Raw genomic sequence first — 25,513 nt, forward strand, 5'->3', positions numbered from 1 at the left:
CGCTCTCCACATGAAAAAGCCTTCAGGATGGTGCGGCTTGCTCAAATCACGCTCGTTGCAGCCCTGGCAGCGAACCTGCTGTCGACGCTGAGCGTCTATCCGCATCAACTGGCGTACTTCAACGAACTTTCGGGCGGTCCGGAAAACGGACCCGCTCATCTGCGCCACAGCAGCGTAAACTGGGGTCAGGATCTACTGAGTGTTCGTGAATGGATGGCAAGCAACGGGATTCGTGACGACGAGGTCTACATCAGCACTGGCTGGCCCGGGCATATCGAAGCGCTCATTCCCGGGGCCGACAGAATCTCTGATGACAAAATTTCCTGGGTGATCGTGCCGGCCGGGACTGGGTTCCACAACATACAGTGGGGCGACAGAGCGGTGAATGACGGCGCGACGCAAATCGGCGGCGCGACGCTGGCCTTTCCGCGTGACACATTCGAGGCGATTCGGAATCGTCCGGCAGATTCGGATTCTCAATAGAGGTGGATTCAAAATCGGGACTGGCTCCCGTCGGGCGCGAGACACATCTGCAAGTTCCAGGGTGCCTGTCCCGGTTTTAAAATCTGCGTGCCTGCGAAATCACTGACTGGCATAAGCTGTAAGGAGGAACCTGTGAGTTGCCGCCTTCGCTGTATCCGGCTGTCCCTTCGCTTTTCCTGTGCGGCAGGCTTCATCATCGGTCTTTCCGCCATCACAGGATGTGAGGGGCAAAGCACCGTTGTGTCGGATCTGCCAGGTCTCAGACAAGCCCGCCTTGAAGCCTCGCAACTTTCGTTTGGCGAAGTCGATGCCACGCGAGACTTTGAATGGACAGTTCGACTGGCGAATCCGTCTGATAGCCCCATTGCCGCAAAGTTGAGAACGACCTGCGGATGTGTTTCCGTGGAACCCGAATCGATTCTCGTGGCTCCGCATGATCACGTGGATGTCGTCATGACGCTTAACCTGACGCCACGCGATGCCGCAACAGTCAACGTCCCGCAGTGGGATTTCAGTGCGGTGCTGTTTGCAGACGATGAGGCGCGCCCGGGTTCGGCCGCCGGCCGCTGGGAAATCAGGGGCACTGTCAACAATCCACTGCAGTTCGACGATCCGAATCCGCATTTCGTGGTCCAGACAGACGAACCAGCCTCTGCTGCACGTCAGAGCGGCCTTGGCACATTCGCTTTTCGTTCGCACGCAGCTCTGGAACGGGTCGAAGTCATGCAGACAGCAGGCGAGACGGGCCTGTATTCGGCTGAGGCCATCATGAAGTCGGCGAGCGATGGCACGGTGCGGCTCACGTTCCGCGACGACGCAGACCTGCCGATCGGAGAATTCCCGACGGACGTGCGGCTGAACTGCTTTCCGGCAGACGGCGGAACAGTCATCGAACGCACCGTGCCGATTCACGTGACCGTCCGTGGCAGATTCGAGATCACTCCTCGTAACATTGTCATCGGTTCGCAGCAGGCCGGCTCTGACGCAGGCACAACGGTCGTCGTGACGCCGCGCGAGAGCTTCAACTACGAAATCGTTTCACTGACTTGTGCAGATGAGTCCATCGCCGCGGAGGCCGTGCCTCGCTCCGACTCGCGACAACCGACGACTGTGGTCGTCCGGTATGGCGAGCCGCCGGAAACGGACAATGGTGCGGTCGGAAAAACGTACCTGAATGTGGTGTTGGTGCTGGAAAACGGGACGACGGAGGCACGTGCCATTCCGGTGATCGTCCTGCCATCAGCCCGGAAAAAGGCGGTACCCGTGTCAAACGAATCCGGAGCGGTGAACAGCGGCGGACGTTCGTTCGTGCACTTGTGAGTTGATGAAGCATGGTGAAGTGGTTTCGCCGTGCAATTGTTTGTGGTTACTGCAGAAGGAGCAGTCTGATGCGACGACAGTTTCTCAGTCCCCGTTCGATGAAGTTCTGGTGTTCTGCCGTGGTGGTGGCGACTTTGGGCGTGCTCGGCGCATCCAATGCCTTCACAGATTGCAACGACCAGACGTGCATTGAAGCATGCAAGGCGCATCCCACTTGGTGCTGGAATACAGGCGTCATGGGGGGCGGGACGTCCGGAGTAAAGTTCTTTACAGACAATACCTTTACCGTAGTGCAAAAAGTCGCCTTGGTGAAATGTGTTGAAAACGGCGATCACGAGGATGGAACTCCAGCCACACAACGCGCAGTGTGGTACAAAGCCTACTCGTCGTGTAGCTTGGATTGTCCGAATAATGCAGCGACCAAATGGACGACCGGGTCTGTCGGAGCGACAGTGCCATTCGGCGATGACAACGGAAATTGGACTATCGAGTGTGAAATCTGAACGCCACCGGAACATTTGGTGTGCCGTACGCTCCATGACATGCTGCACACCTTGCAGTTGTGGCAGATACCCGTTGCGATCCAGCCACGTCCGAACATGATTCCGTGCAGATGGTGACCCGCCAACTCTAACAACTTGCCAACCGCGGCGGGTTATGTGTGCTATGCTCGCGAGCTTGCCTCATATCCACCGCGGTCGGATTGTGTTCCAGATTCAACCGGGCGAAAATCGCGGTCGTGCAGCGTAACCGTCTCAGCCGGCATCTGCAGCGGCGACCTTGTCGGTGAACACCCGAAGGCCCGCGAATCAACTCTTGCCCTGGATTTTAACGTGAACGATTCCAGAACACAGCCCTGCGAAGCCAGACGGGAGTCCGGCGACGCGGGCTTCTTGTGTCTGTCGATCGGCATATTGCACGATTCGAAAGGTGTGACTGGCGACATTCGTGCGATCCGCTGATTGTCGTGTCAGTGAGCCTTCGCAATCGCCTGGAGGATACCCATGTCGACTTACGAAACACCGAAGCAAATTCCAATGACAGCTATCGCTTCCATGCCTGGACGAGTTCGCCGGTCCGCAGTTGTAACGGCACTGGTGTTGCCGCCCGCGGGCAACTTCCGAAGGAATCCCCCACTTGCCGGCATTCTGTGGGGCGTACTCGCCGGTATCTATCTTACCATGCAAAGCCCGCTCTGCGCTGCAACAGAGATCGACGACATCCTGGCTGCCTGGGACGCACGTGCGGAGAGCGTCAGCTCCGTACATCTTAAATGGACGTCGATAGTGACAGATTTGTATTTTCCGGACGGTCCGATTCGGTGTCCGGGAGAATATGCATTTGACCGGGAGGGTCGCTATCGGTTCGATTTGGATAACTTATCCTCGGACGTTCGCGACATGACGCGCGTTTACGTTAAGAATTCCAAAAGAGTTTATGATGGGCGTCGCAGTGTCGTCTTGTTTGGGCGTTCGGGCAGACCAGATAATTACTTTCCCACCGCTTTTATCGGAGAAGCGAGCCCCAGTTTCGAAGGCGATTTCCGGATTTGGCCCGTCCTATTGCTATATCAACCGCTTGATAAAGATCATGGCATCTTCCAGCGAAGCCAACTTCGGTTGAAGGACAGCGAAGTTGTGGACGGCGATACAAGGTGCCTGGTTCTTACCGCTGGCCTGCTTGAGCTGTGGGTGACAGCCGATGAACACTATCTTCCTGTGAGATGCGTGCAGAAGCAGAGTAAAACAAGTGACTCTGCTTCACTGGAAGCACGAGTCAGCTACTTGAGAGATGTCAACGAGTCGTGGTATCCCGGCAGTTGGGTGCTTCTCCGTTATGGAGGCGACGGCGAAACGGTTATACACTCATCAGACGCCATTGTGGAAAGCGTCGCGATCAATGAGACACTGCCGGAGGAACTGTTTCAGATCACCGAATTCGAAGACGGAACATGGATCAGTGAAAGCGTCAATGGTGAAAGGACTGTCCAGATCGTCCGCGACGGACGTCCCAACAGACGTGTACGACGGCGAGTTTACCGGCGACAATTACGAGTATCTCTACAACAGCGAACCACCGGAGCATCTCGTCAGACATGCTGAGGCAGTTGCCCCACCGTCGTCGATTCGAAGCTGGCTGATGATTGGGATCAACGTCCTGCTGGTGCTGGGCATTGCTGCCTTCTTTCTCCGACGCCGGCACCGGCCGTCCGGAATCGGCAACGAATGAGCCGCCCGCGCGCCACGGACGTTCGTTCGTGCGGTGGTGAGTTGATGAAGCATGGTGAAGTGGTTTCGCCATGCACGTGTTTCTGGTTCCTCCAGAAGGAGCAGTCTGATGCGACGACCGTTTCTCAGTACCCGTTCGGCGAAGTTCTGGTGTTCCGCGCTGATCGTGCTGACCTTGGCGATGTTCGGTGCAACAAGTGCGTTCACGGCATGCAACGACACAAGCTGCACAGAAGGCTGCAGGGTCTATCACGTATGGTGCATGAATTCCGGCACACAGGGGGTCTCGATCGGATACAAGTACTTTACAAACGACACCTTTGCCACAACGAAAGCAGTCGCCCGACAAGCGGGTGTGTGCGTTGAAAATGGTACCGAAGAGCCAGGGTCACCAGGGATGTCTGTCGAGGTGTGGCGTCGAAAGTACGATGAATGTACGTTGGACTGCACAAATGGTATTCTTACTATGACTACCGGTTCTGTGGGTGCGGCAGAGGAAGTCGAGGAGACGAATTTGAGTATGGCTACCAAATGTGAGATCTGATCTTTGCCGGGCCATGTCGTGCGAGACACGATGAATGACACCTTGCTCATCCGCCCGTTATACGACATGCCCGTTGCGATCTCGGCAAGTAGGAACTTAATGCAGTGCAGATGCTGAGTCTCTAGCTCAAACAGTGTGACGACCGCGGCGGGCTACTCTTGGCATCGTCGCGCTGTGAAATGACATCTACGCCGACCGCTTTGTCGTTCAGATTTAAAGCGGGCACTAACCGTGACAGTGCCGCGATACCGTGTCAGCTATCATCTGCAGAGGCGAACTTGCCGTGAACGTGAGTAAGGCGGCAGCTCAGCGCTTGCAGTTGAATTGGCAGTGACCGCGCTCTCAGAATACTGCCCCGCGAGTCTGGCGACGCGGGCATTCTGCACGTGTCGAATTGCTTCCTCCTCGGTTCCGAAGGCGCGTTCGCCGTGGTCGCTGCCGGCGCTGAACGGTTTTTCATCCGGCCTGTTCATTTGCATGGAGCCTGTTCATGTGGATTCACGGAACATCGAAGCCACTGCGAGTCGCAAACATCGCTTCTTGGCTTCGACGACTTTGCGGAGGCATCAGGCAGATGGTTTGCGCTATCACGGGTCGTGCGAGCCCCGTCCGATTCTTGTGTGCCACAATCGCCGGTGTGTATCTCGTCATTCACGGTTCGCTCGTTGTTGCAGCAGACATCGAAGAGGTTTTGGCTGTTTGGGACGCACGTGTGGAAAGTATCAGATCACTGCATATCACATGGACATCGATGGCGACACATAATGAGTTTCCGGACGGGCCGATTCGTTCTCCGGGAGAATATGCGTTTGACCGGGAGGATGGCCGATATCGTTGCGATTTGGTCGGCGTAGTCGGGTCTGACTCCGACCCCGACGACATGTCAGGTGCTTTCGTACAGAATTCCAAGCTTGTCTTTGACGGGCGTCGCAGCGTCGTCCTGTTTGGTCGCTCAGACAGAGCAAATGACTACTTTCCCACGGCGTTCATCGGAGAGGCGAGTCCGGGAGTGGGCCCCAATTTCTGGATTTCACCTCTCCGTATGCTGTATCATCCTTTTGATGAGGAGATGGGCGTTTGCCAGCGCAGCGAACTTCGGTTGAAGGACGGCGAAGTTCTGGACGGTGACAAGAGGTGCCTGATCCTGACCGCAGGCCGACGTGAGCTGTGGGTGACGGCCGATGAACACTATCTGCCTGTAAGACTTGCGAAGAAACGGCAGAATAGTGACTTCACTTCACTTGAAGCACGAGTCAGCTACACCAGAGACGCAAATCAGACGTGGTATCCCAACCGTTGGATGCTTCTGCGATATGGCGGTGATGGTGAAACGATCCTTCAGTCTTCCGAGGCAACTGTTGAGAATGTCGCGATCAATGAGAATCTGCCGGATGAGCTGTTTCAGATCACTGAATTCGAAGACGGAACATGGATCAGCGAAAGCATCAATGGTGAAAGGACGGTCCAGATCGTCCGCGACGGACGTCCCAACCGACGTGTGTACGAGGGCGAATATACCGGCGACAACTACCAGTATCTCTACAACAGTGAACCGCCGGAGCATCTCGTCAGACATGCTGAGGCGGCTGCCCCACCGTCGTCCACTCGAAGCCGTCTGATGATTGGCGTCAACGTCCTGCTGGTTCTGGGAATTGTCGCCTTCTTTCTCCGACGCCGGCACCGGCTGTCCGGAATCGGCAACGAGTGAGCCGCCCGGGGACCGGAAGGACCTGTCTGGCATTCGATCACGGCCGCCTGCCACTGTATAGATCCGTATCGAGCTTCATTCCCGCTCGTCATTGACGAGCGGATGGATCTCGAACCGCCGTTCGTCGAAGACGTAGACTTGGCGGTCAGGAAATTCCTTTGCAATCTGTTGCTCGTCCAGGTCCGCGTAGTGCCGACCGAACAGGACTCGGTTGCGGAGCTGCGGATCGTTGACGACGTAGTCGACGTGGAGATTCAGCGGGGGTTCCGGGACCAGTACCAGAGCCCGAACAGTGCCGGTGTGTTGCTGTACGAGATCTGCGAACGCCGTATGACGATTTCGGAACGACCGAAATCCGTCCGAGGCGTCACGATAACCTCCCGTCCCGTACGCTCCGTAAGCCTCGGCCAGCCCGAGCATTGTGGTTCCGAGGAACAGTATTTTGAGTGCTGCACCACCGCCACCGTTCCTGCGAGATGCAGCATCCGCCGCACATGCGAAAAGAATGGCCCAGCAGCCGGTCGCTTCGGCCACATAGTGGCACTGGAAGACACCGGCAAACCAGTAGAAGGAATAGGCAAGGTGCAGGCAGGCTGCCGAGGACAACAGCGCGAGACTGGCCTCGTCGAGCCGACGGAGTCCGGTGGCGAACACCAGCGCGGCCAGTGACAGCGGCACGATGCCAACGATCAGCGTCCAGCTGCTGACCATGCGTCGCCGTGCGTTTCGGAAAGCAAGATCAGGGGTCAGATTGTCTGCAAAGTCGTTATAGTCCCGGTCGATTCTCGGGCCTGTATCCAAAGTCACGTTGTTGAAGCCGTAGCGATGACTGGGTGTATAGACAGAGTTGTACTGCTGCCAGGGCGAGATCCAGCCGCTGCCGGTGATTTGCTGATTGTACAGGAACAACGCCAGCAGCCCGCAGAGAACAGGTGCGGCGAGAGGAATCAACAGTCGTCGTCGTGACTGGTCGCGGATGCTTTCGGCGAGGCACCACAACCCGAAGGGGAATGCCAGAGCTGCCGCGGTCAGCGGACGGCAGAGCATGGCGAATGTCAGTCCGAATCCCGCCAAAATGGCGAACCATGCGCTGCCGGTTCGCCTCATTCGCAGAAACGCACACAGGAACAGACTCATTCCCAGCAGAGTCGGCTGGCTGGCGGTCATGAAGTTTCCGAGCAGCAGCACGAGCGGTGAAACGGCCATCACCAGGCCTGCAACAACCGCGGCGCGCAGACTGGTGATTTGCAGCGTGCTGCCGAAAACCAGCATCGTCGCCAGACTGCCGGCCAGCCACTGTCCGGCCAAAGGAAATCCCATCGCAAGAAACGGAGCCAGCCAAAGTCCCGTTCCCGGGAAGTACCGACTCGCAAACTTCCCTTCGTTCAGCACGTGAATCTGATCGAACAGCCTGGGGAGCGTCGGGTGGCCGGGATGCCAGAGTCTTCCCGCCAGAAACGTCTTCGCCTGAAACAAATAGCTGAATTCATCGTGGATCGCGGGTTGCCAGGCTCGCTGGTCTTCCCCTGTCAACCAGTGCCCGTTGAAGGAAAGCATTCCAAGGGCGACAGCAATCACCCAAAACACGGCGGTCGAGGCATTCTGTTCGGCCAGTGATCCGCGGTCCGCGTGGTGATCGCTGGCGACGGCGTTCCGTGAAGTGCGCCAACGCAATCGCTGCCAAAGGCCGGCGACCGCAGCGACCGCGACCAGAACGGCATGACTCCACAGAACTGTCGATTCGGCGTGCCAAAGCCACCACGCCAGCATCGCGATCGCGAGTGCGGCGAGTGCGATCCGGACTGTTACCAGAGCAACACATCTCATGGCCCCGCCGTGCCGCCGGAAAAGCGGCCTTAGAAATCGCCGTCGGAAAGAACGGGTTGCGCGAGCGGCCCCTTCAGGCGACTGCCCTGCGGACTGACCAGTGCGGCGTAGACTCCACCGTCTATCGATTCATTCAGAAACCGCACGCTGCCGTCTGCGAAGGCCGCGTTGATGCCGCCGGGATGGTACGAGGACGGCCACGGGGCCTCACCTTCCGCCAGCGTGAGCGACGCGTTGATTCGATGGGCACCGGCATTGGCCCGGCGATAATCAACATTCCCGGCAACACACGTCGCATCCCGGCAGATAGTCGGACTCAGGAAGAAGGAATTACGCAGGGCCTGCGACGATGACCAGTTGGAGTGTGGATCATTCGGGTCGTAACCGACGCGTACGTTTTCCGTCACCATCAGCGTGTTTGTCGTCCCGTCGTGCACGCTGTCCGGGCGATGGGACCGTTGCGTGAACCGATCCAGTCTGGGCTGAGCATCTGTGGCCTTCCAGTTTTCCAGAAAGAACAGTCCGGTCATTTCAAAAATCTGCCGATCCGTGAGCATCCCTGATGTTGCTGAATCGTCGTCGCAGATCTCACCGTTACCATTCAGATCCAGTGGTGTTTTATCAGCACCGACGGGGCAGTCTTCCGCAGACTCGTGAATCGTGGTCCAGCCAAAGCCTCCATTGACAACGTAGCTCAGACCACCGCCGCTGACGTTGGTGATGTCGGACGGGCACAGCAGGACTTCCACGTGGGTCTGAGCGAGTTGAGAATTGTGCGGATCATTGCGGGGCAGTTGCCGATTCCAGGCGGCGAAGAGGTTTCCCTGGTCGAGATGAGGCAGGATTGAGACAACCCAGTTGTGATATTCCACAACCGCGCCGCTCGTGTTTTCACCCCAGTGGCCGGACGCAGGAAAGCGCTGGTCCGTGACAGTTTCGCTAAGAATCGCGGTGGCAACATTCTTCAGGTGATTGGCACACGCGACACGCCGTGACGATTCCCTTGCCCGCTGCACCGCGGGCAGAATCAGCGCCAGGAGGACGCCCAGCACCGTGATTACAACGAGCACTTCGACCACGGTAAATGCAGATCGGCCAAAACGGCTCGCGGAGTGCTTCCGACGGATGGCAATCATCAGACACCTCAGCAAAGCAGGCCAGTGGTTCTCCCCAAGAAGTGTACAGGCTGCCCGTCAGTTTGCCACAGGAGTTCTCCGGGGATCGGCGGCGCGTGACGAAGCCGACGTCGTGGCGACGTCGGCTTCTGCGTTGTGGCTGTTCGGGTTCGTTCGGCGGTTCTGGTGCGCGTTACTCGGCGTTGCGTTCCGCTTCGTACTTGCGCAGAGCTTCCACCTGATTGGTCAGCTTGAATTCCGGACCGGTCGGATGGTACTGGACGTCATCCGTCAGGTAGTCGGGAGACGGCAGCGTCTGGCCTCCGATTGTCGTCTGACATCCGGTGAGGACTGCACTTGAGGCTACTGCTGCCAGAAGTGACAACAAGAATCTGTTTCGCCCTGGAGCTTCCTTCACGGGTCTGCACCTTCATCAGAACTCGGTTTATTCGACACTTGCCGGACGGCGGTCGCGCCACACTGTGGCGTCAACGGTCCCGGTGACCATATCATCATTCCTTCAGATCGGTTGTTGTGACCGGGTGAATTCGCAAAACCGTCACAATCGTCAGATCTTTCAGAGACCGGCAAATGCAGCGCCGCGCAAACGCGCAGAATCTGCCGGTCGCCACAGAAGTTGACGCTTGTCATTCGCGGGTGAACACCTTCAAATTGTGGCCTCGCCGATCACGCCCGCCTGATTCGCATGTCTGCCGAAAGCCCTCATCATGTCTGATAACGATTCGGATCCGCAGGAGCCGCCGCATGGATTTGAACCTCCGCCGACGCGCCGCAAACTGCTGGAAGTCGTCACCGCGGGACTTAGCTTTCTGTTGATGGCGGTTCCCGCTTCTCTGGGAGGCCTGTTCTTTCTGGATCCCCTGCTGCGAAGACGCGGAGCGACGTCCGACGGAAATTCCGGCGGCGCGACGGCCGGTTTCATCCGTCTTGGCATCACGCGTGACGCGATCCCGCAGGACGGAACTCCCGTTGCCGTGACCGTGATTACCGACCTGGACGACGCCTGGAACCGTTTTCGGAACGTACCCGTCGGCAGTGTCTGGGTCCGGAAGAATCCTGACGCCGAAATTATTGTGCTGAATTCGATTTGCCCGCATCTGGGCTGTTCGGTCGACTATCGCCGCAGCAACGGCGATTTCTTCTGCCCGTGCCACACCAGTTCGTTTGCTCCGGACGGCACCCGGACGAACGAAATTCCGCCGCGAAACATGGATTCGCTGGAGGTTCTGATCGCAAAAGACGGCGAACCGAATCCGGAAGGCAATGAGATCTGGATCCGGTTTCAGAACTTTCGGCGTGCCACGAAAGAGAAGATTCCGGTGTGATGGCACGGACGGAGCCGGATGATTCTGACGGAACTCAATTCACCGGACCGGCGCGCCGTTCCGTTCGCGGAGTTCCCGTCGGTTCGGTGACTCGTGTCGCGGCACTCCCGGTTTGACAAACGCCGGCCGATTCGATTATTCCGTCCGGCGACCAGATAGAAACCTGCTGACTCATGAATTCGCTGATCCAATGGCTGGATGATCGCACGGGCATCAGAGGGCTGATGCACGAAGCTCTTTTCGAACGTGTTCCCGGCGGCGCGCGATGGCGATACGTCTGGGGCAGCACGCTGGTGTTCACGTTCGTGCTGCAGATCGTGACGGGGCTGATGCTGTGGACCGCGTACAGCCCCAGCACTCGAACGGCGTGGAAAGCGTCTACTACATTCAGCACGAAATGACGCTGGGCTACGTGATCCGCGGCATCCATCACTATGCCGCGTCGGCGATGGTCGTGCTGATGGGCATTCATCTGATTCAGGTCGTGATTGACGGAGCCTACAAAGCGCCTCGCGAAGTCAATTTCTGGCTGGGAATCGTGCTGCTGCAGATTGTTCTGGGCTTGTCTCTGACAGGCTATCTGCTTCCGTGGGACCAGAAGGGCTACTACGCAACTCAGGTGACGACAAACATCATGAGCGCGACTCCGCTTGTCGGCGGCGAAGTGCAGCAGCTAGCTCAGGGCGGCAGTCAGTACGGCCATCTGACGCTGACGCGCTTTTTCGCGATGCACGCAGGAGTGCTGCCCATGCTGCTGGTCGGATTCCTGGCGCTGCACATCTATGTCTTCCGGCGGCATGGCCTGACAGCTTGCGACACAAAGCGGGGCGCGGACGCCATGTTCTGGCCCGATCAGGTGTTGAAGGATGCGGTGGCGTGTCTGGCCGTGCTGGCGGTGGTCCTGCTGGCGGCCGTCTTCAAGGGAGCCGAATTGAATGCTCCCGCCGACCCGGCCGTCAAGTTCGACGCCGCGCGGCCGGAATGGTACTTCCTGTTTCTGTTTCGCCTGCTGCGATTCGAAGTGATTGACGAATTGGGCACGACGGTGGGAGCCATCGTGATTCCCGGAATCATCATGGGCATCATCGCCGTGATGCCGCTGACCGCCAGGTTTCTTGGCGAAGCCGGTCATAAGCTGAACAAGGCTTTCATCTGGCTGCTGACCGCGGGGATTCTGGTGCTGACCGTGATGGCGATCGTCGAAGATAATGCCAACGTGGGCCATCAGGCAGCGATCGCCGAAGCTCACCGGGACGCCGCTCGGGCACTGGAACTTGCGTCCGGCCCGGATCGGATTCCCGTCGATGGAGCGGTCTCTTTGCTGCGACGAGATCCGTTCACTCGCGGACCGCGCCTGTTCGCTCAGCATTGCTCGGCCTGTCATCGCTACAACGGGCACGACGGACGCGGAATGCTGGTCATGGAAAATCAACAGGTGGCTCCGCCCACAGCCGCTGATCTGGGAAATTTCGCCAGCCGCGAATGGATGAAAAACGTCGTCGTCGATTTTCCGGGACACTTCGCCGCGCTAAAGAATGCCACGTGGTACCGGGACGCAAAGGATGCCGAAGCGAAGGGCGAAGAAGTCGCCTACATCGATCCGGACACGTCGGTTATGGCTGACTGGTCGGACAACACCGCGGCACTAAAGTCAGCCGAAAACGCCCAGGACCTGGACGCTCTGGCGGAATTCCTGATTTCCGAAGCCGGACATGCCGGGATCGATGTCGACGAAACCAGGGCCGCGCGAGGCCGCGAATTGGCGATCGATGGTGCCTGGCAGGGAACTCTGGATGGCGCGTCGTGCCTGAACTGTCACACGTCCATCGGCAATGATTTCTCGCCGATTTCTGATGAGGACGCCGATGATGCTCCGACGCTGGCGAAGTACGGTTCGCAGGCATGGCTGAAGGATTTCATTCGCCACCCAAACGCCGCTCGCCACTACGGCGCGAGGAACCGTATGAAGGCGTACAGCCCGGAACAGTTGTCCGATGAAGACCTGAACCTGCTTGTCCGCTGGATGACGGGAGACTACCTGCCGACGAAAGTTGACGACTATCCGTCCGCCGTCACTGGCGCCGCCGAGGAATAGCACTGCCCGGCAGGCGTCCGGTTTTTTCGTCCGTCCCGGACCGGATCTGAGGAACGATTCACCGTGGCAGGCGACGCGCTGGTGTGCTTTGTGCTTTGTCGACACCGAATCGATGAGTTGTGTGGCACTGGCTGTGACAGTGCTTTCCGCAGCGCTGAACCACTGGAACAGCCAGTGCCACACGTCAAGACACGTCGGCCAGGGCAGTCGGCGCTGCCGTGTCAGCGGACACTCTCAGCGGACACCCTCAGCGGAAAGCAGTGCCGCTTCGTCCAGCCGGCCGGACTGTTGCAGATGGGAAATGGCTTCAGCAAGCGACTTCTGCGTCAGGTCTGGATCGACGGGCGACATCAGCGGCATCCACAGAAAGGCACGCGAAGCGTCATCGTGGTTGTGCAGCGCCGCGAGCGCCTTTCCCAGCAAATACTGTGGTCCCGGCCGAAGTTCCGTCGGCAGGACATTGATCCGTCGCTGAAATCCTCTCACGTCAGCCACGCCGGATCGTGACAGATCCCGCAGCCGAAGCCGCCACAACTGAGTTTCGGCCAGATCGCTGATTCCTCCGCTGCGGTGGCGCTTCAGATCCTCCAGCACCTTTTCGGCCAGGGCGCTGTGCTGCTCGTTGTCCAGAAACACGGAACCTGCGGCCAGTCGCTCGACGGCGGAGTCGCTGGTCAGCCAGGCCGCGTCGACCGACAACCGCTGATCCGGGGAAAGCCGTTCTTCCCAGACCAGCGGCAGCAAACCCAGGTGGCGAGTCTTCGGGTCTTCGTCGAAAATGACACGAATCTGTTCGACGGCGTCGCGGCGCTGCCTGAGCCGGATGGAATTGCGAGCCAGCGCGGCCCGGATTTCGCGTCGTACCCACGGCTGCTGTTCGGATTTCAGAGCCGTCGTCAGAATCTTCGAAGCCGAAGCATGGTCGCCCTGCTGCATCAGCCGCAGACCGGCCTCAAAGTCAGCACTCTTCGCGAACTCAATCCGCATGACGTCGGGAATCCGCAGAACCTGAATCGCTCCGTCCCGGTTACTGCGAAACGTCAGACGATTGCCTTCCAGGTCCTCAACGCGGCCGGTCAGTAACGTTTCGCGACCGGATTCGTCGTCCACGACGACAACACGATCGCCTGAGTCGAACGGCAGAATGGAATCGTCGTCCGCTGGCTGAGCGATGGCGGCCGAAGTCGCTGCGATCAATACGACCGCCGACAGCAGGATCGCCGCTAATCGGCAAGACGCCGCCACGCGGTGACGGAGATCACGTCGCCCGTGGCTTCCTGAGTGATCGTGGTTGTCCATTGCATGACGCCGAATGTCAGTTCCGCACAGTACAGCACATCACACCGCTGCCAGCATCGGCCGAATTGCGGATGATCGAAGGCAACGCGCGACGCGGCCCGGTCACATTCCAGAGCGATTGCCGCCTCGTCAAACGGTCGCTGGTACTTCTTTCCGCCCGCATTATACGGGCGAGCCGCCGGCATTCCTCGCAGCAGCGTCAGAATCCAGTCGTCGGCGGGCTCGACCTGAGCCGACGTCAGCCGCGCTTCGGTGTTGGTGGCCGGATCGCGAACCTGTCGCAGCCAGTCGGCGATGTCGCTGCCGGATTCAAACGGCTGAATCAGAATCACCAGCACGTGTTCCGGCGACGTCTTCGCGGAACGATCCGGGTCCGTCGCCGGGGAACGCTGTTCGCGTGATCCGTCCGACAGGTTAAGGCGAACCGCCACGGCAGGGTGATCGTCGACGCTGACCGGACCGATCGTCGTCAGCGTCAGTGTCTGTGTTGCCGCACCATTCGCGCTGCTCCACGACGCGCGGCGACCCGGGCCGTCCGGGACCGATGAGATCACCGAATACCTCGGCGTGCTGAACGGTTCGGCGGGTGTGTGGTAGTTGATCCAGCCCGCCTGCTCCATCACCGAATACAGCCACGACGGTTTCCACGGCTTCGACAATGACCAGGACGCCGTGAAAACCGACATCGCCAGCAGCATTCCGATCACTACCGACAACGCCGCCCGCTGCGACGGCCGCTGCGACGGCCGCCCGTCCGTAATCCACACCACAGCGGGAATCATGCCGTACCACCAGAACGGAACCAGCCAGAGCATCCATCGAAGAGACGACGAATTGCCGCCGTAGTTGTAGTTGGCAGTTTTTGTCAGATAGAAGCCGAGCACCGCCAGTGACAGTCCGGCACCCGTCAGCAACACAAACTTCAGCGATCTCCATTCCTGCCGCACGGCACCCATCCACCAGCCGGCAAGCGTCAGCAGGAAAACGGGAGTCAGCGACAGGATGCCGTGGTGCCCGATCAGACAATGAAACAGGTACACGGGAGTCGATTCCTGATTGGCGTCCAGGTCCTTCGGATTGCTCCAGTAGCTGGGAACTCCTTCGTGGACATAAACGTATTGCTCCTGCCCGTAGTACGCATAAAAGGGCTTGATGCCTCCGGTGGCCAGCCAGTTCGTGACGAAGAATGCTGCCAGCGGAATCACTGCCGCGGGAACAAAGCAGGTCAGCGAGCGGCTAACGTCGACCCTGACCGCAAACAGAAAGGCCACGATTCCAAACAGCGCCGCAGGCAGTTCAAAGCAGCACGTCAAAGCCGCCGTCAGGCCCATGATCCAAAAATCGCGTCCCGCCTGATCACCGGTGCTGGCATGGCCGAGCCGAATGATGGCGGACAGGCAGATCAACAGACAGACCGCGGCGGGAGTATGATTGTTCAGCGTTGTCAGAAACGGGTTCAGCATGGAACCCAGCCCGGCCGCCAGCAGCACAAAGCGAAACGCGGTCGGCGGAATCTTCAGCAGTTGCAGCGTTCGTCGAAGCGAAAACAGTGCGACGGCCATTGGTACGACATTCACCAGCAACAGCAGCAGCCGCGACACAAACTCCGTGTCATGGAACAGCCCGCGTCCGAGCACCTGCCGTTCGATCCAGTACAGCCCGGCGACGATCGTCGACAACAGCGGCGGCTTGGACGAATAAAAGTGCCACGGTTCGTCGTCCGTCACGCGGTGCCGGACTTTATCGATCGATGACCAGTTTTCGTACTGGTCGATTTCGTCGATCTGATACGTGCCGCGTTCCACCAGCGACCAGACGGTACTCCAGCGGGACCGGTCGTTCGCGCTCTGCAGCGGCTGGCTGGTCAGAACCGCGGCGGTGATGACCGCCAGCGACGTCAGAATGATGAACATTCCGACGGGCCGGTGCGATTCCGGAACGTCCGGTCGCGGATCCTGCGAACTGGGCATGAAGCAGTCTCAAAACAAAAACACCGCGTGATGACACGCGGTGTTTTTATCCGGCTAAGGATCGACAGGAAAGCGGAACGCCTATTCAGCCTCTGCTTCGGCAGCATTGTAATTGAAGCACATCCGGATCAGATGCGCCACGTTGTCGGCTCGCATCTTGTCGTTGATGCGCGAACGATGAGCTTCCACCGTCTTGGTGCTGACTCCCAGAACATCCGCAATTTCGCGGCTGGAAAGTCCGTCCACGACGTGGTCCAGAACTTCCCGTTCACGACTCGTCAGGCGGTTAAGGCTGTCTTCTGTCTCGTCCAGCTCATCGTCCATGTCCATGTCGAGCTGGTAGTAGAAGTGATACGCTCGCGAAACGGCGGAAATCAGGTCGTCGACTTTCACCGGCTTCGCAAGGAAATCATACGCTCCGTTCTTCATGGCCTTCACGGCCAGGGGAACGTCGGCATGTCCGGAGATCATCACGACCGGCAGCGGAAATTCCTCCGCTTCCAGCTTTTCCTGCAGCTCAATTCCCGTCATGCCGGGCAGGCGAATGTCCAGAACCAGAACACCTGGCACCGGTTCCCGATAGTCGCGATAGAACTCCATCGCGGTCATGTAACCCTCAACCTTGATCCCTTCTCCTTCAAGTGCTTCCTTAAGCGTTTCGCGGATTGACTCATCGTCCTCCACCAGAAACACGGTGAACGCCTTCCGTTTCCTGGCGTTATCGAATTCAGTCGGCGGCGGTGCCTGCTTTGGCTTTCGCCGCCGGCTGATACGAACACGATTCTGCAACATTGGAGAAAATCCCCTTTCTCAGTAAGGTGTGGAAATCGCACTCATTCCTGCTGTTCAACTTTGCCCACTTTAATCAGCGCCGCCGTTGAATTCAAACCGCCCGCCGCATGGCCCGCCTCAGGAGCCATTCTGCCTGAAAGCATTCCCGTGATCGAGATTCAGGGTGTACCACTGCACGTCCCCTGCGGATGAATGCGCCGACGAGCGATTGGCATGCGCCGGATCGATCAGCGCGCACGTCATAATGATTCATGTCGTTCAGCGCGATGCAATCGTTCTCTTCGCTGATTCCGCTGATGAACTGGCGTTCCCCACCCACGGTGCTGGGTAGTTTCCCGTAGTTTTCGCGGGTCAGCATTGGCGTAGCCGAATGCCGGCCGCCGCCGACCGGATTTCAGGGCCGGATGGACATCGGGCGCTCCCGGCGCGGTGACCAACACACCGGCGAAGCGTTTACCGTCGGAGCGGCAAAAAGTTCCGATTGCCGCATTTTTTTGACCCTGTTAGACTCGCCGCAGAAATGGATTTTCTAATAGCCGCACGCTCACAGCGGCAAAGTTTCGTCCGCAGCATGGAAGCACGGAAGATTCAGCATGAAGGTTGTCATTCTTGCCGGTGGACTGGGCACCAGACTGCAGGAGGAAACCGTCACCCGGCCCAAGCCTATGGTGGAGATCGGCGGACGTCCCATCCTGTGGCATATCATGAAGCATTTCGCCCACTTCGGACGAAATGAGTTCTTCGTCGCCTGTGGGTACATGGGCGACTTCATCAAGCGATATTTCCTCGATCAGTACAATCTCGCCGGCGACCTGCAGATTGATTTCGGCCGCGGAAACATTCAGCGCGCCGACGCGGAATTCGAAGCCTGGTCCGTCAATCTGGTCGACACCGGGCTGCACACCATGACCGGCGGCAGACTGCTGCGGCTTCGCAAATCGCTCGATCGCGGCACCTTCATGCTGACCTACGGCGACGGCGTCAGCGATGTGAATATCGACGAGCTGCTGGCGTTCCACCGCTCTCACGGCCGCGTGGCCACGGTCACCGCCGTTCGGCCGCCGGCAAGGTTTGGCGGGCTTGTGATGGACGGCGACACGGTCTGCCATTTCACGGAAAAACCTGTGTCCGGCGAAGGCTGGATCAACGGCGGGTTTTTGGTGTTTGAACCGGGAATATTCGACTATCTGAAATCCGATTCCTGCAGTCTGGAAGCCAATGCGATGGAGCAGGTGGCCAAAGACGGCCAGCTTGCCGCGTATCGGCATCACGGATTCTGGCAGTGCATGGACACGCTGCGAGACAAGAACTACCTGGAACGACTGTGGGAATCCGGCGAAGCACCCTGGTGTACCTGGCACGGCGATGCCGCCGGACAGCGGCTGAGGCTGCTGCCGGCTCAGCGAGCGGCCTGACCGCCATCACGGCAAATACACTTTTCGGAAACGTCTGACGTGGCAACAGACTGCAGGACAACTCAGCAATTCTGGACGGACCGCCGGGTTCTGGTCACCGGTGCGACGGGGCTTGTCGGCGGCTGGCTGGTCCGGAGACTGCTGAACGCCGGTGCCGACGTCGTGTGCCTGGTCCGCGACTGGACGCCGCACGCGATGCTGTTTCGGGAAGAACTGCAGAACCACGTCACCATCGTTCGCGGTGATATCTGCGATCAGGAATGCCTGGAACGTACGCTTGGCGAGTTTGAAATCGAGACAGTGATTCATCTTGCGGCGCAGACCATCGTCGGAATCGCAAACCGTAATCCGGTCTCGACGTTCGAAGCCAATATCGGCGGAACCTGGAAGCTTCTGGAAGCCTGTCGTCGCAGTCCGATGGTCAGGCAAATTGTGATGGCTTCGTCGGACAAGGCCTATGGTGACGCGGAACAGTTGCCCTATACCGAAAAAACGCCGCTGGCGGGAATGCACCCGTACGACGTCAGCAAGTCGTGCGGCGACCTCATCGCACAAACCTACGCCAACACTTATGGGCTGCCCGTCTGCGTCACTCGCTGCGGAAACTTCTACGGCGGCGGAGACCTGAACTGGAATCGCATCATTCCCGGCACGATTCGAAGTGTCCTGCGCGGCAATGCGCCGGTGATCCGGTCCGACGGATCGCTGATCCGGGACTACTTCTACGTCGAAGACGGTGCCGCCGCCTACATGCACCTCGCTCAGCAGATGCAAGCACACCCGGAACTGGCCGGAGAAGCCTTCAACCTGTCCACCGGCATTCAGGTTTCGGTGCTGGATGTTGTACGCCGGATACTTGACGAGCTGCAGAGTCCACTGCAGCCGGTCGTCATGAACGAGGCCGTTCACGAGATCAGGCATCAATACCTGGATGCAACCAAAGCGCGGGAAGTGCTGGGCTGGCAGCCGCTATTTACTTTTGAACAGGGACTCAGCAGGACAATTCAATGGTACTCACACTTTCTGCACAGCAGCAGTCAGACGCCTGCCGCTGCCGGTCGTGCGGGCATCGCGGCCTGATCCCCGTTCTGTCGCTGGGCACCACGCCGCTTGCCAATGCGCTGATTGCCGAAGATCAGCTAGATGACCCCGAAGCGTGCTGGCCGCTGGACCTGGTGCGCTGCGGCCATTGCTCCCTGGTACAAATCACCGCCACTGTGCCGCCGGAACAGCTCTTTTCGCAGTACTCCTATTTTTCATCCTTCTCCGACACCATGGTGTCACACGCACAACACCTTGTCGGCCGGCTGATCGACGAACGGCAACTGTCCGCCGACAGCCTGGCTGTTGAAATCGCAAGCAACGACGGATACTTGCTGCAGTGGTATCAGCGTCACGGAGTTCCGGTCCTGGGCATCGAACCGGCCGCAAATATCGCCGACGTCGCGGTTCGCGATCGAGGCGTCAGGACCATCGCGGAATTCTTTGGCCCGCAACTCGCCACAACGCTGGCCGCTGACGGCGGCAAAGCCGACGTGATTCACGCCAACAACGTCCTGGCACACGTTGCCGACCTGAATGGAGTCGTCGCAGGTATTGCCACACTGCTGAAACCGGAAGGATGCGCTGTTATTGAAGTACCTTATCTGGGGTCACTGATCTGCCATACAGAATTTGACACGATCTATCATGAGCACCTGTGCTATTTCTCGCTGACCGCGCTGTGTCGGCTGTTTGCACGTCACGAACTGCAGATTTCGGACGTCGAACGCCTGGACATCCACGGCGGTTCACTGCGGATCTTTGCAACGCATTTCGGAGACCGCGAACCGTCCGCCGAGGTCACATCGCTGCTGCGTGAAGAATCGTTCTGGATCTTCAGTGACATGCACTACGCGCGCTTCGGCGACCGGGTTGCGGCCCTCCGGCGCTCGCTGACTCATGAACTTGCCACGCTGAAACAAAACGGACATCGAATCGCTGCCTACGGAGCTTCCGCGAAGGGAAGCACCCTGCTGAACTTCTTCGGAATCGGAGCCGAGACCATTGAATTTGTTGTCGATCGCAGTCCCTATAAGCAGGGACGCTACACGCCAGGTACCCGACTGAAGATCTATGCTCCGGAGCATTTGACAGAAAATCATCCCGACTACTGCCTGCTGCTGACCTGGAATTTCGCCGAGGAAATCATGCGCCAGCAGAAAGCCTACAGCGATCACGGCGGAAGGTTTATTATTCCGATCCCGGATGTCCGTGTTGCCTGAGACCCGTGATGAGATTTGTTCCCACCAGATTTGAAGGAGCATGGCTGCTGGAACCGGTGCGGCATGCGGACAATCGCGGCTGGTTCGCCAGGACGTGGTGCCACAACGAATTTCAGGACCACGGACTGCCGACGTCGTTCGTCCAGTGCAGCGTCTCGTTCAATGTTCTGCGGGGAACGCTTCGGGGAATGCACTTTCAGTCGGCTCCGCATGAAGAAGCCAAACTGGTGCGATGTACCAGGGGAGTCATCTTTGACGTGATCGTCGATATTCGGCCACAGTCACCGGTGTATGGTCAGTGGCAGGCTTTTGAACTGACCGCCGATAACGGCCATGCCGTCTATATTCCCGGAGGATTTGCTCACGGCTTTCAGACACTTACCGACAACAGCGAAGTCAGCTACCAGATGACGGAATTCTACCATCCGCAGTCAGCAGCGGGCTTCCACCATGCCGATTCGTCAGTGCAGATTCACTGGCCGTGTGAGGTGACCCGGATTTCTGAGGCCGATCAGTCACTTCCTCTGTTGAACTCGCGGCGGGTGGCAGCATGAATCAAAAAGAAACGCAGGGCAGGTTTTCCACCCAACTACGTACGGCCCTGATCTGGGGAGGTCGAGGTCACGCGAAAGTCCTGCACGAATTCCTGGATGCTGTCGGATTCGCCGTCAAAGCAGTTTATGACAATGACGATCAGGTGGATTCTCCTCTTCCCGGAATTCCCGTCTACCACGGAACCAGCAGACTGGAAACCTGGGCGCAATCTTTCGGAAACACGGAAAGGCCGGCCGGATTCATTGCGATCGGCGGCTCCGCCGGGAAGGCGCGCCTGGAGATTCTGGCGCTGCTGGCGGCCAGCGGCATCGATGCTCCGACGGTGTTTCATCCCGCATCGTTCGTAGCCCGCGACGCGAAGTTCGGAAGCGCGTGCCAGGTTCTGGCAAGTGCCGCGGTGTGCGCTGACACCTCATTCGGAAACGCCTGCATCGTCAATACCGCGGCCAGCGTCGACCACGAATGCCGAGTAGGTGACGGAGTCCACATTGCTCCCAATGCAACCGTGGCGGGCTGTGTCGAAATCGATGACCGAGCATTCATCGGTGCCGGTGCCGTAGTGCTGCCTCGCATCTCCATCGGACACGATGCGATCGTCGGCGCAGGAGCCGTTGTGACCCGAAACATCCCGGCCGGGGCCGTCGCATATGGCAATCCCGCCAGAGTCATGCGATCCAACAATGACATTCCTGACATTAGCCGTGCGTGTCATGCCGCATAGCCAGCCAGGAACTGTTCAATGCCGCATCGTGTTATGATTTGATCTTCCAGTCCCCATCAAAACCGAACGCGAGTCTGCCAGCCGACGTCATGGATAAACACGACCCCAAAGACAAGGCCCGCATTGAGGCGATGGGAGGTGATGCAGAGCTGCGGAACCTGACGCGTCAGGTCTTCAACCGGGCTTGTGACCATCGCTACTCCTACAACTTCAAATGGCTGGGTCGTCCGATTATCCAGTTCCCGGAAGACATCGTGGCGATGCAGGAAGTCATCTGGGATGTTCGGCCGGAACTGATTATTGAAACCGGCATCGCGCATGGAGGATCGCTGATCCTGTCAGCTTCTCTGCTGCACCTGCTGGGAGGAAACGGGCGGGTCCTGGGCATCGACATCGATATCCGACCGCACAACCGTGACGCCATTGAAGCACATCCCCTGGCCGACCGGATCGATATGATCCAGGGTTCGTCAGTCGATGAGTCCGTCGCCGCACGGGTTCGTTCTGCCGCAGAGGGAAAGTCGCCGGTGATGGTGATACTGGATTCCAATCACACTCATGATCATGTCCAGCGCGAACTTCAGCTTTACTCGCCGCTGGTAACGAAGGGCAGCTGGCTGCTGGTATTTGACACGGTGGTTGAATATATGGATCCGCAGGCATTTCCCGACCGGCCGTGGGGAATCGGAAACAACCCGCTGACGGCCGTGCGCGAGTTTCTGAAGACGACCGACCGGTTCGTGCCGGAAACCGAGATTGATAACAAACTACTGCTCAGCGTCGCCCCCGGCGGCTGGCTGAGATGTATCGCGGACTGACGTCACCAGGGTTCACCGGAGTTTCAGCATGGAACGGATTCCTGTGGCAGGGCCATCAATTTCCAGTCTGGAAATTGAATATGTGACTCGAGCGGTGAGTGAATGCTGGTACGGCAATGCCAACGCCTGCAACGAACGCTTCGAGACGGCCTTCGCGCACTACATCGGCCGTCGTTTTGCAGTGTCGCTGCCGTCCTGCACGTCTGCGATACATCTTTCACTGGCCGCTCTGGGAATCGGCCCGGGCGACGAAGTGATCGTCCCTGACGTCACGTGGATCGCTTCGGCGGCTCCCATTTCCTATGTGGGGGCAACCACTGTGTTCGCCGACATTGACCCGGCGACCTGGTGTCTTTCGGCTGAATCGCTGGAAGCCTGCATCACCGAACGAACCAGGGCTGTTATTGTCGTGGAACTCTACGGCAATATGCCACGGATGTCGGAGATCGTGGAAGTGGCTCGCCGACACGGGATCGCAGTGATCGAAGACGCTGCCGAGGCATTCGGCTCCAGCTTTCAGACTCAGAAGGCCGGTAGCTTCGGTGATACCGGAGTTTTCAGCTTTCATGGATCCAAAACCATGACAACCGGTGAAGGCGGTATGTTTGTCACTGATCGACAGGATCTTTTCGACCGAGTCTGTGTCCTGCGTGACCATGGCCGCCGACCGGGAGACGTGACGTTCTTCAATTCCGAAGTCGCCTATAAATACAAGATGAGCAGCCTGCAGGCAGCGCTGGGATTGGCGCAGCTTGAGCGCGCGGATGAACTGGTGGCGAAGAAGAAGCAAATCTATCAGTGGTACTCGGAAGCTCTGGCGGACAATCCGATGGTCGCACTGAATCCGGTGCGGCCCGACGTCGACGCGTGCTTCTGGATGACAACCGCTGTGTTTGATCCGCCCTGCGGTCTGACGACGGCAACAGTACAGTCAGAACTCGCCGCTGTCGGCATCGACAGCCGCCCCTTCTTCCACCCGCTCAGTTCCCTGCCGGCGTTTGCGGACGCTCACGACATGGCACGGGCCCGCTTCACAAATCATGTTGCCTATGACATCTCCAGCCGCGGCGTGAATCTGCCTTCGCATTTGAACCTGACGCGCGACGACGTTGTTCGCGTTGCGCGGGAAGTCGAAGAAATCACCCGACGACAGCGTCCCGTCCGGCTTCGGACATCAGCCTGATCAGCGCGATTCCCATGAGCCAGTACACCATCCTGACGCCGACTCACAACCGACCCGCTTTTCTGAGCCGGATGCTGCATTTTTTCAGCCGCATTCACGTGGATGCCGAAGTTCTGATCGTTGATTCCAGCCGCACAGCCGAGGCGCTGGCGAATCAGGATCTCGTGGCGGAATACGGCGATGTTCTGCGTCTGCAATATGTTCACCATGACCTGGGCCTGATGGAAAAATGCTGCGCAGGACTTGCCGCGGTCCGCACGCCGTTCGTGACATTCTGCGCTGATGACGACTTTCTGTTTCCCGCCGTCATCAACGACTGCGTACAGTTTTTGAAAACACACGCCGATTATACGACCGCGCAGGGGCGTGTGATTCACGTGACGAACTCACAGCGACACAAAAAGACCGTGTACGACTGCCATCTGCTGAACGCGCGCGATATCGCCGACGGTGACCCCCGACAAAGATTCTCCGAACTGGCAACGCGGCCCTATTCGACATTCTATGCCGTCTATCACACATCTGTGGTGAAACGGAGCTTTGACGTCACGCGGCAGTATACCGACTATCAGGCGGCCCGCGTCTTCACAGAAGCTATGCTGATCGGCCTGAGTGCCATCGCTGGGAAGATCCGGGTTCTGCCAGGCATCCATTACATCCAGGAAACGCACGGCGAAAATGAAAGCCGCGTGCTTCCCAGAATTGCGGATCGGAATAGAAGGCAGGAGTTATATCTGAGTTACAAAGACGGACTCGTCCGGGAGTTCGTCGCTGCGGGTGTCAGCGAAATCGAGGCGGCACAGCTTGTGGACGACCACGTCAATGTGACTCCCGGAATGCCCGGTGCCAGGCGACTGGGAGCACTGAAATGGCAGCAAAAGTGTCTGCGCGAACTGCGGAGAATCGGAAACAAGACAGCCCGGCTCGCGGAACCCTTCCTGCGCCGCAATGAACGATTTGCGGTCGATGAACGACCCGTGGAAATTCGTCATACTGAGATCTTTCCGGACCGGACGGAATACCAGATCGCGCGCGATCTTCTGGTGCAATATCCTTTGGGAATGAGCCTGCCCGGAATCTCGAATCAAACACGAAAGTCCGCCTGAGGCAGGCGACGCTGGCTGTTGAGTTCGGGCTTTGGAAAACAACAATGAAAGGAATCGATGATGCCAATGCATTCTCTGAGCGCTTCGGAAATCACCATACTGCAGGAAGAACGAACGTCACTGTGGCACGATATTGAACCACAGGTTTCTCTGAATGGGTTCTCCGCGCTTGTGGAAGAAAACCACCTTCAGAATTTCTGTCTCTGGCACGAAGAAGACATCGCTCGCCGGGACGACCTGGGGGCGGAACGGGTGCGGCAGGCCAAACGCGCGATTGACCGTTACAACCAGCGGCGGAACGACCTGATTGAAGCTATAGATGCGTACCTGGTGAAGGAGCTGCAGCCGCCGACGCACAACTGCCCGTTCAATTCGGAAACTCCCGGGATGATGATTGATCGACTTTCGATTCTGGCGCTGAAGGCATTTCATATGTCCGAAGAAACACAGCGGCAGGATGCATCGGACGAGCATCGCCGCCGCTGCGACACAAAGCTTCAGGTGATTCGGCGGCAAATTCAGGATCTGTCGCTGGCGCTGACGGAACTCTGTCAGCAGGTGCGAGACAAATCGCGGAGCTTCCGCGTCTATTATCAATTCAAGATGTACAACGATGCTGACCTGAATCCCGAACTGCGCAAGGCATCGTAGTTTGGCGATCCGTTGAAAGTTACGAACGACAATTCCTGAAATCCCCGAAAGCATTACCGAAACGACCCCCCCT

At 58.3% G+C, this 25,513-nt stretch carries 23 protein-coding genes; 17 read left to right on the top strand and 6 right to left on the bottom strand.

The genetic code is table 11. The features are described 5' to 3' along the window. Positions 1-27: 27 nt before the first annotated feature. From R3C19_08055 to R3C19_08075, 5 genes are all read left to right on the top strand, one after another. Positions 28-483: a hypothetical protein gene (locus tag R3C19_08055; protein MEZ6060297.1), complete on the top strand. Its 456-nt coding sequence runs from the start codon at positions 28-30 to the stop codon at positions 481-483. Between the two features lie 402 nt (positions 484-885). After that, complete coding sequence (locus R3C19_08060; protein ID MEZ6060298.1) at positions 886-1,803, top strand: hypothetical protein; 918 nt, start codon at positions 886-888, stop codon at positions 1,801-1,803. Positions 1,804-1,871: 68 nt separating this feature from the next. Continuing rightward, a complete protein-coding gene (locus R3C19_08065; protein MEZ6060299.1) occupies positions 1,872-2,306 on the top strand; it encodes a hypothetical protein in 435 nt (144 codons plus the stop codon). Positions 2,307-2,807: 501 nt separating this feature from the next. Further along, on the top strand, positions 2,808-3,905 hold the full coding sequence (locus R3C19_08070) for a hypothetical protein (GenBank protein ID MEZ6060300.1): 1,098 nt from the start codon (positions 2,808-2,810) through the stop codon (positions 3,903-3,905). A 1,712-nt stretch (positions 3,906-5,617) separates the two neighbouring features. Beyond that, positions 5,618-6,283 carry a hypothetical protein gene (locus tag R3C19_08075; protein MEZ6060301.1) on the top strand — a complete coding sequence of 222 codons (666 nt, stop codon included), beginning with the start codon at positions 5,618-5,620 and terminating at the stop codon, positions 6,281-6,283. 75 nt (positions 6,284-6,358) lie between these two features. Here the strand turns inward: R3C19_08075 and R3C19_08080 are convergent, their stop codons facing one another. From R3C19_08080 to R3C19_08090, 3 genes are all read right to left on the bottom strand, one after another. Next, positions 6,359-8,110 (bottom strand): glycosyltransferase family 39 protein, encoded by a 1,752-nt coding sequence (locus tag R3C19_08080; GenBank protein MEZ6060302.1) that lies wholly within the window; start codon positions 8,108-8,110, stop codon positions 6,359-6,361. Positions 8,111-8,139: 29 nt separating this feature from the next. Beyond that, positions 8,140-9,246 (bottom strand): DUF1559 domain-containing protein, encoded by a 1,107-nt coding sequence (locus R3C19_08085; protein ID MEZ6060303.1) that lies wholly within the window; start codon positions 9,244-9,246, stop codon positions 8,140-8,142. Positions 9,247-9,418: 172 nt separating this feature from the next. After that, positions 9,419-9,643, bottom strand: a complete 225-nt coding sequence (locus R3C19_08090) for a hypothetical protein (GenBank protein MEZ6060304.1) — start codon at positions 9,641-9,643, stop codon at positions 9,419-9,421. A 310-nt stretch (positions 9,644-9,953) separates the two neighbouring features. Between R3C19_08090 and R3C19_08095 the strand changes: the two genes are divergently transcribed. The 3 genes from R3C19_08095 to R3C19_08105 all read left to right on the top strand — a co-directional run bounded on the left by R3C19_08095 (position 9,954) and on the right by R3C19_08105 (position 12,666). Continuing rightward, positions 9,954-10,571 carry a Rieske (2Fe-2S) protein gene (locus R3C19_08095; GenBank protein ID MEZ6060305.1) on the top strand — a complete coding sequence of 206 codons (618 nt, stop codon included), beginning with the start codon at positions 9,954-9,956 and terminating at the stop codon, positions 10,569-10,571. A 173-nt stretch (positions 10,572-10,744) separates the two neighbouring features. Further along, on the top strand, positions 10,745-10,972 hold the full coding sequence (locus tag R3C19_08100; GenBank protein ID MEZ6060306.1) for a hypothetical protein: 228 nt from the start codon (positions 10,745-10,747) through the stop codon (positions 10,970-10,972). After that, positions 10,939-12,666: a cytochrome b N-terminal domain-containing protein gene (locus tag R3C19_08105; GenBank protein ID MEZ6060307.1), complete on the top strand. Its 1,728-nt coding sequence runs from the start codon at positions 10,939-10,941 to the stop codon at positions 12,664-12,666. Before R3C19_08100 ends, R3C19_08105 begins: the two co-directional genes overlap by 34 nt. Before the next feature lie 234 nt (positions 12,667-12,900). Here R3C19_08105 and R3C19_08110 read toward each other — a convergent pair whose 3' ends face one another. From R3C19_08110 to R3C19_08120, 3 genes are all read right to left on the bottom strand, one after another. Continuing rightward, complete coding sequence (locus tag R3C19_08110; GenBank protein ID MEZ6060308.1) at positions 12,901-13,911, bottom strand: hypothetical protein; 1,011 nt, start codon at positions 13,909-13,911, stop codon at positions 12,901-12,903. Further along, on the bottom strand, positions 13,890-15,935 hold the full coding sequence (locus R3C19_08115) for a hypothetical protein (GenBank protein MEZ6060309.1): 2,046 nt from the start codon (positions 15,933-15,935) through the stop codon (positions 13,890-13,892). Before R3C19_08115 ends, R3C19_08110 begins: the two co-directional genes overlap by 22 nt. A gap of 81 nt (positions 15,936-16,016) precedes the next feature. Beyond that, entirely contained in the window at positions 16,017-16,727 is a 711-nt protein-coding gene (locus R3C19_08120; protein ID MEZ6060310.1) for a response regulator, read from the bottom strand. 593 nt (positions 16,728-17,320) lie between these two features. On the opposite strand from R3C19_08120, the gene rfbF reads away from it, so the two are divergent. The 9 genes from rfbF (at position 17,321) to R3C19_08165 (ending at position 25,440) form a co-directional block, all read left to right on the top strand. Further along, positions 17,321-18,142: a glucose-1-phosphate cytidylyltransferase gene (gene rfbF, locus R3C19_08125; GenBank protein ID MEZ6060311.1), complete on the top strand. Its 822-nt coding sequence runs from the start codon at positions 17,321-17,323 to the stop codon at positions 18,140-18,142. 39 nt (positions 18,143-18,181) lie between these two features. After that, a complete protein-coding gene (locus tag R3C19_08130; GenBank protein MEZ6060312.1) occupies positions 18,182-19,222 on the top strand; it encodes a GDP-mannose 4,6-dehydratase in 1,041 nt (346 codons plus the stop codon). Continuing rightward, positions 19,150-20,406 (top strand): class I SAM-dependent methyltransferase, encoded by a 1,257-nt coding sequence (locus R3C19_08135; protein MEZ6060313.1) that lies wholly within the window; start codon positions 19,150-19,152, stop codon positions 20,404-20,406. Before R3C19_08130 ends, R3C19_08135 begins: the two co-directional genes overlap by 73 nt. An 8-nt stretch (positions 20,407-20,414) precedes the next feature. Beyond that, a complete protein-coding gene (gene rfbC, locus R3C19_08140) occupies positions 20,415-20,960 on the top strand; it encodes a dTDP-4-dehydrorhamnose 3,5-epimerase (protein MEZ6060314.1) in 546 nt (181 codons plus the stop codon). Further along, entirely contained in the window at positions 20,957-21,682 is a 726-nt protein-coding gene (locus R3C19_08145) for an acetyltransferase (GenBank protein ID MEZ6060315.1), read from the top strand. Before rfbC ends, R3C19_08145 begins: the two co-directional genes overlap by 4 nt. Before the next feature lie 89 nt (positions 21,683-21,771). Then, on the top strand, positions 21,772-22,500 hold the full coding sequence (locus R3C19_08150; GenBank protein MEZ6060316.1) for a cephalosporin hydroxylase family protein: 729 nt from the start codon (positions 21,772-21,774) through the stop codon (positions 22,498-22,500). A 28-nt stretch (positions 22,501-22,528) separates the two neighbouring features. Beyond that, a complete protein-coding gene (locus tag R3C19_08155; protein MEZ6060317.1) occupies positions 22,529-23,683 on the top strand; it encodes a DegT/DnrJ/EryC1/StrS family aminotransferase in 1,155 nt (384 codons plus the stop codon). Between the two features lie 14 nt (positions 23,684-23,697). Beyond that, positions 23,698-24,789, top strand: a complete 1,092-nt coding sequence (locus tag R3C19_08160; GenBank protein ID MEZ6060318.1) for a TIGR00180 family glycosyltransferase — start codon at positions 23,698-23,700, stop codon at positions 24,787-24,789. 66 nt (positions 24,790-24,855) lie between these two features. Further along, the gene (locus R3C19_08165) at positions 24,856-25,440 is read left to right on the top strand and encodes a DUF4254 domain-containing protein (GenBank protein ID MEZ6060319.1); all 585 of its coding nucleotides are present in this window, start codon (positions 24,856-24,858) and stop codon (positions 25,438-25,440) included. The last annotated feature ends 73 nt before the right edge of the window (positions 25,441-25,513 follow it).

This window comes from Planctomycetaceae bacterium, assembly GCA_041398785.1.
GTDB lineage: Bacteria > Planctomycetota > Planctomycetia > Planctomycetales > Planctomycetaceae > JAWKUA01.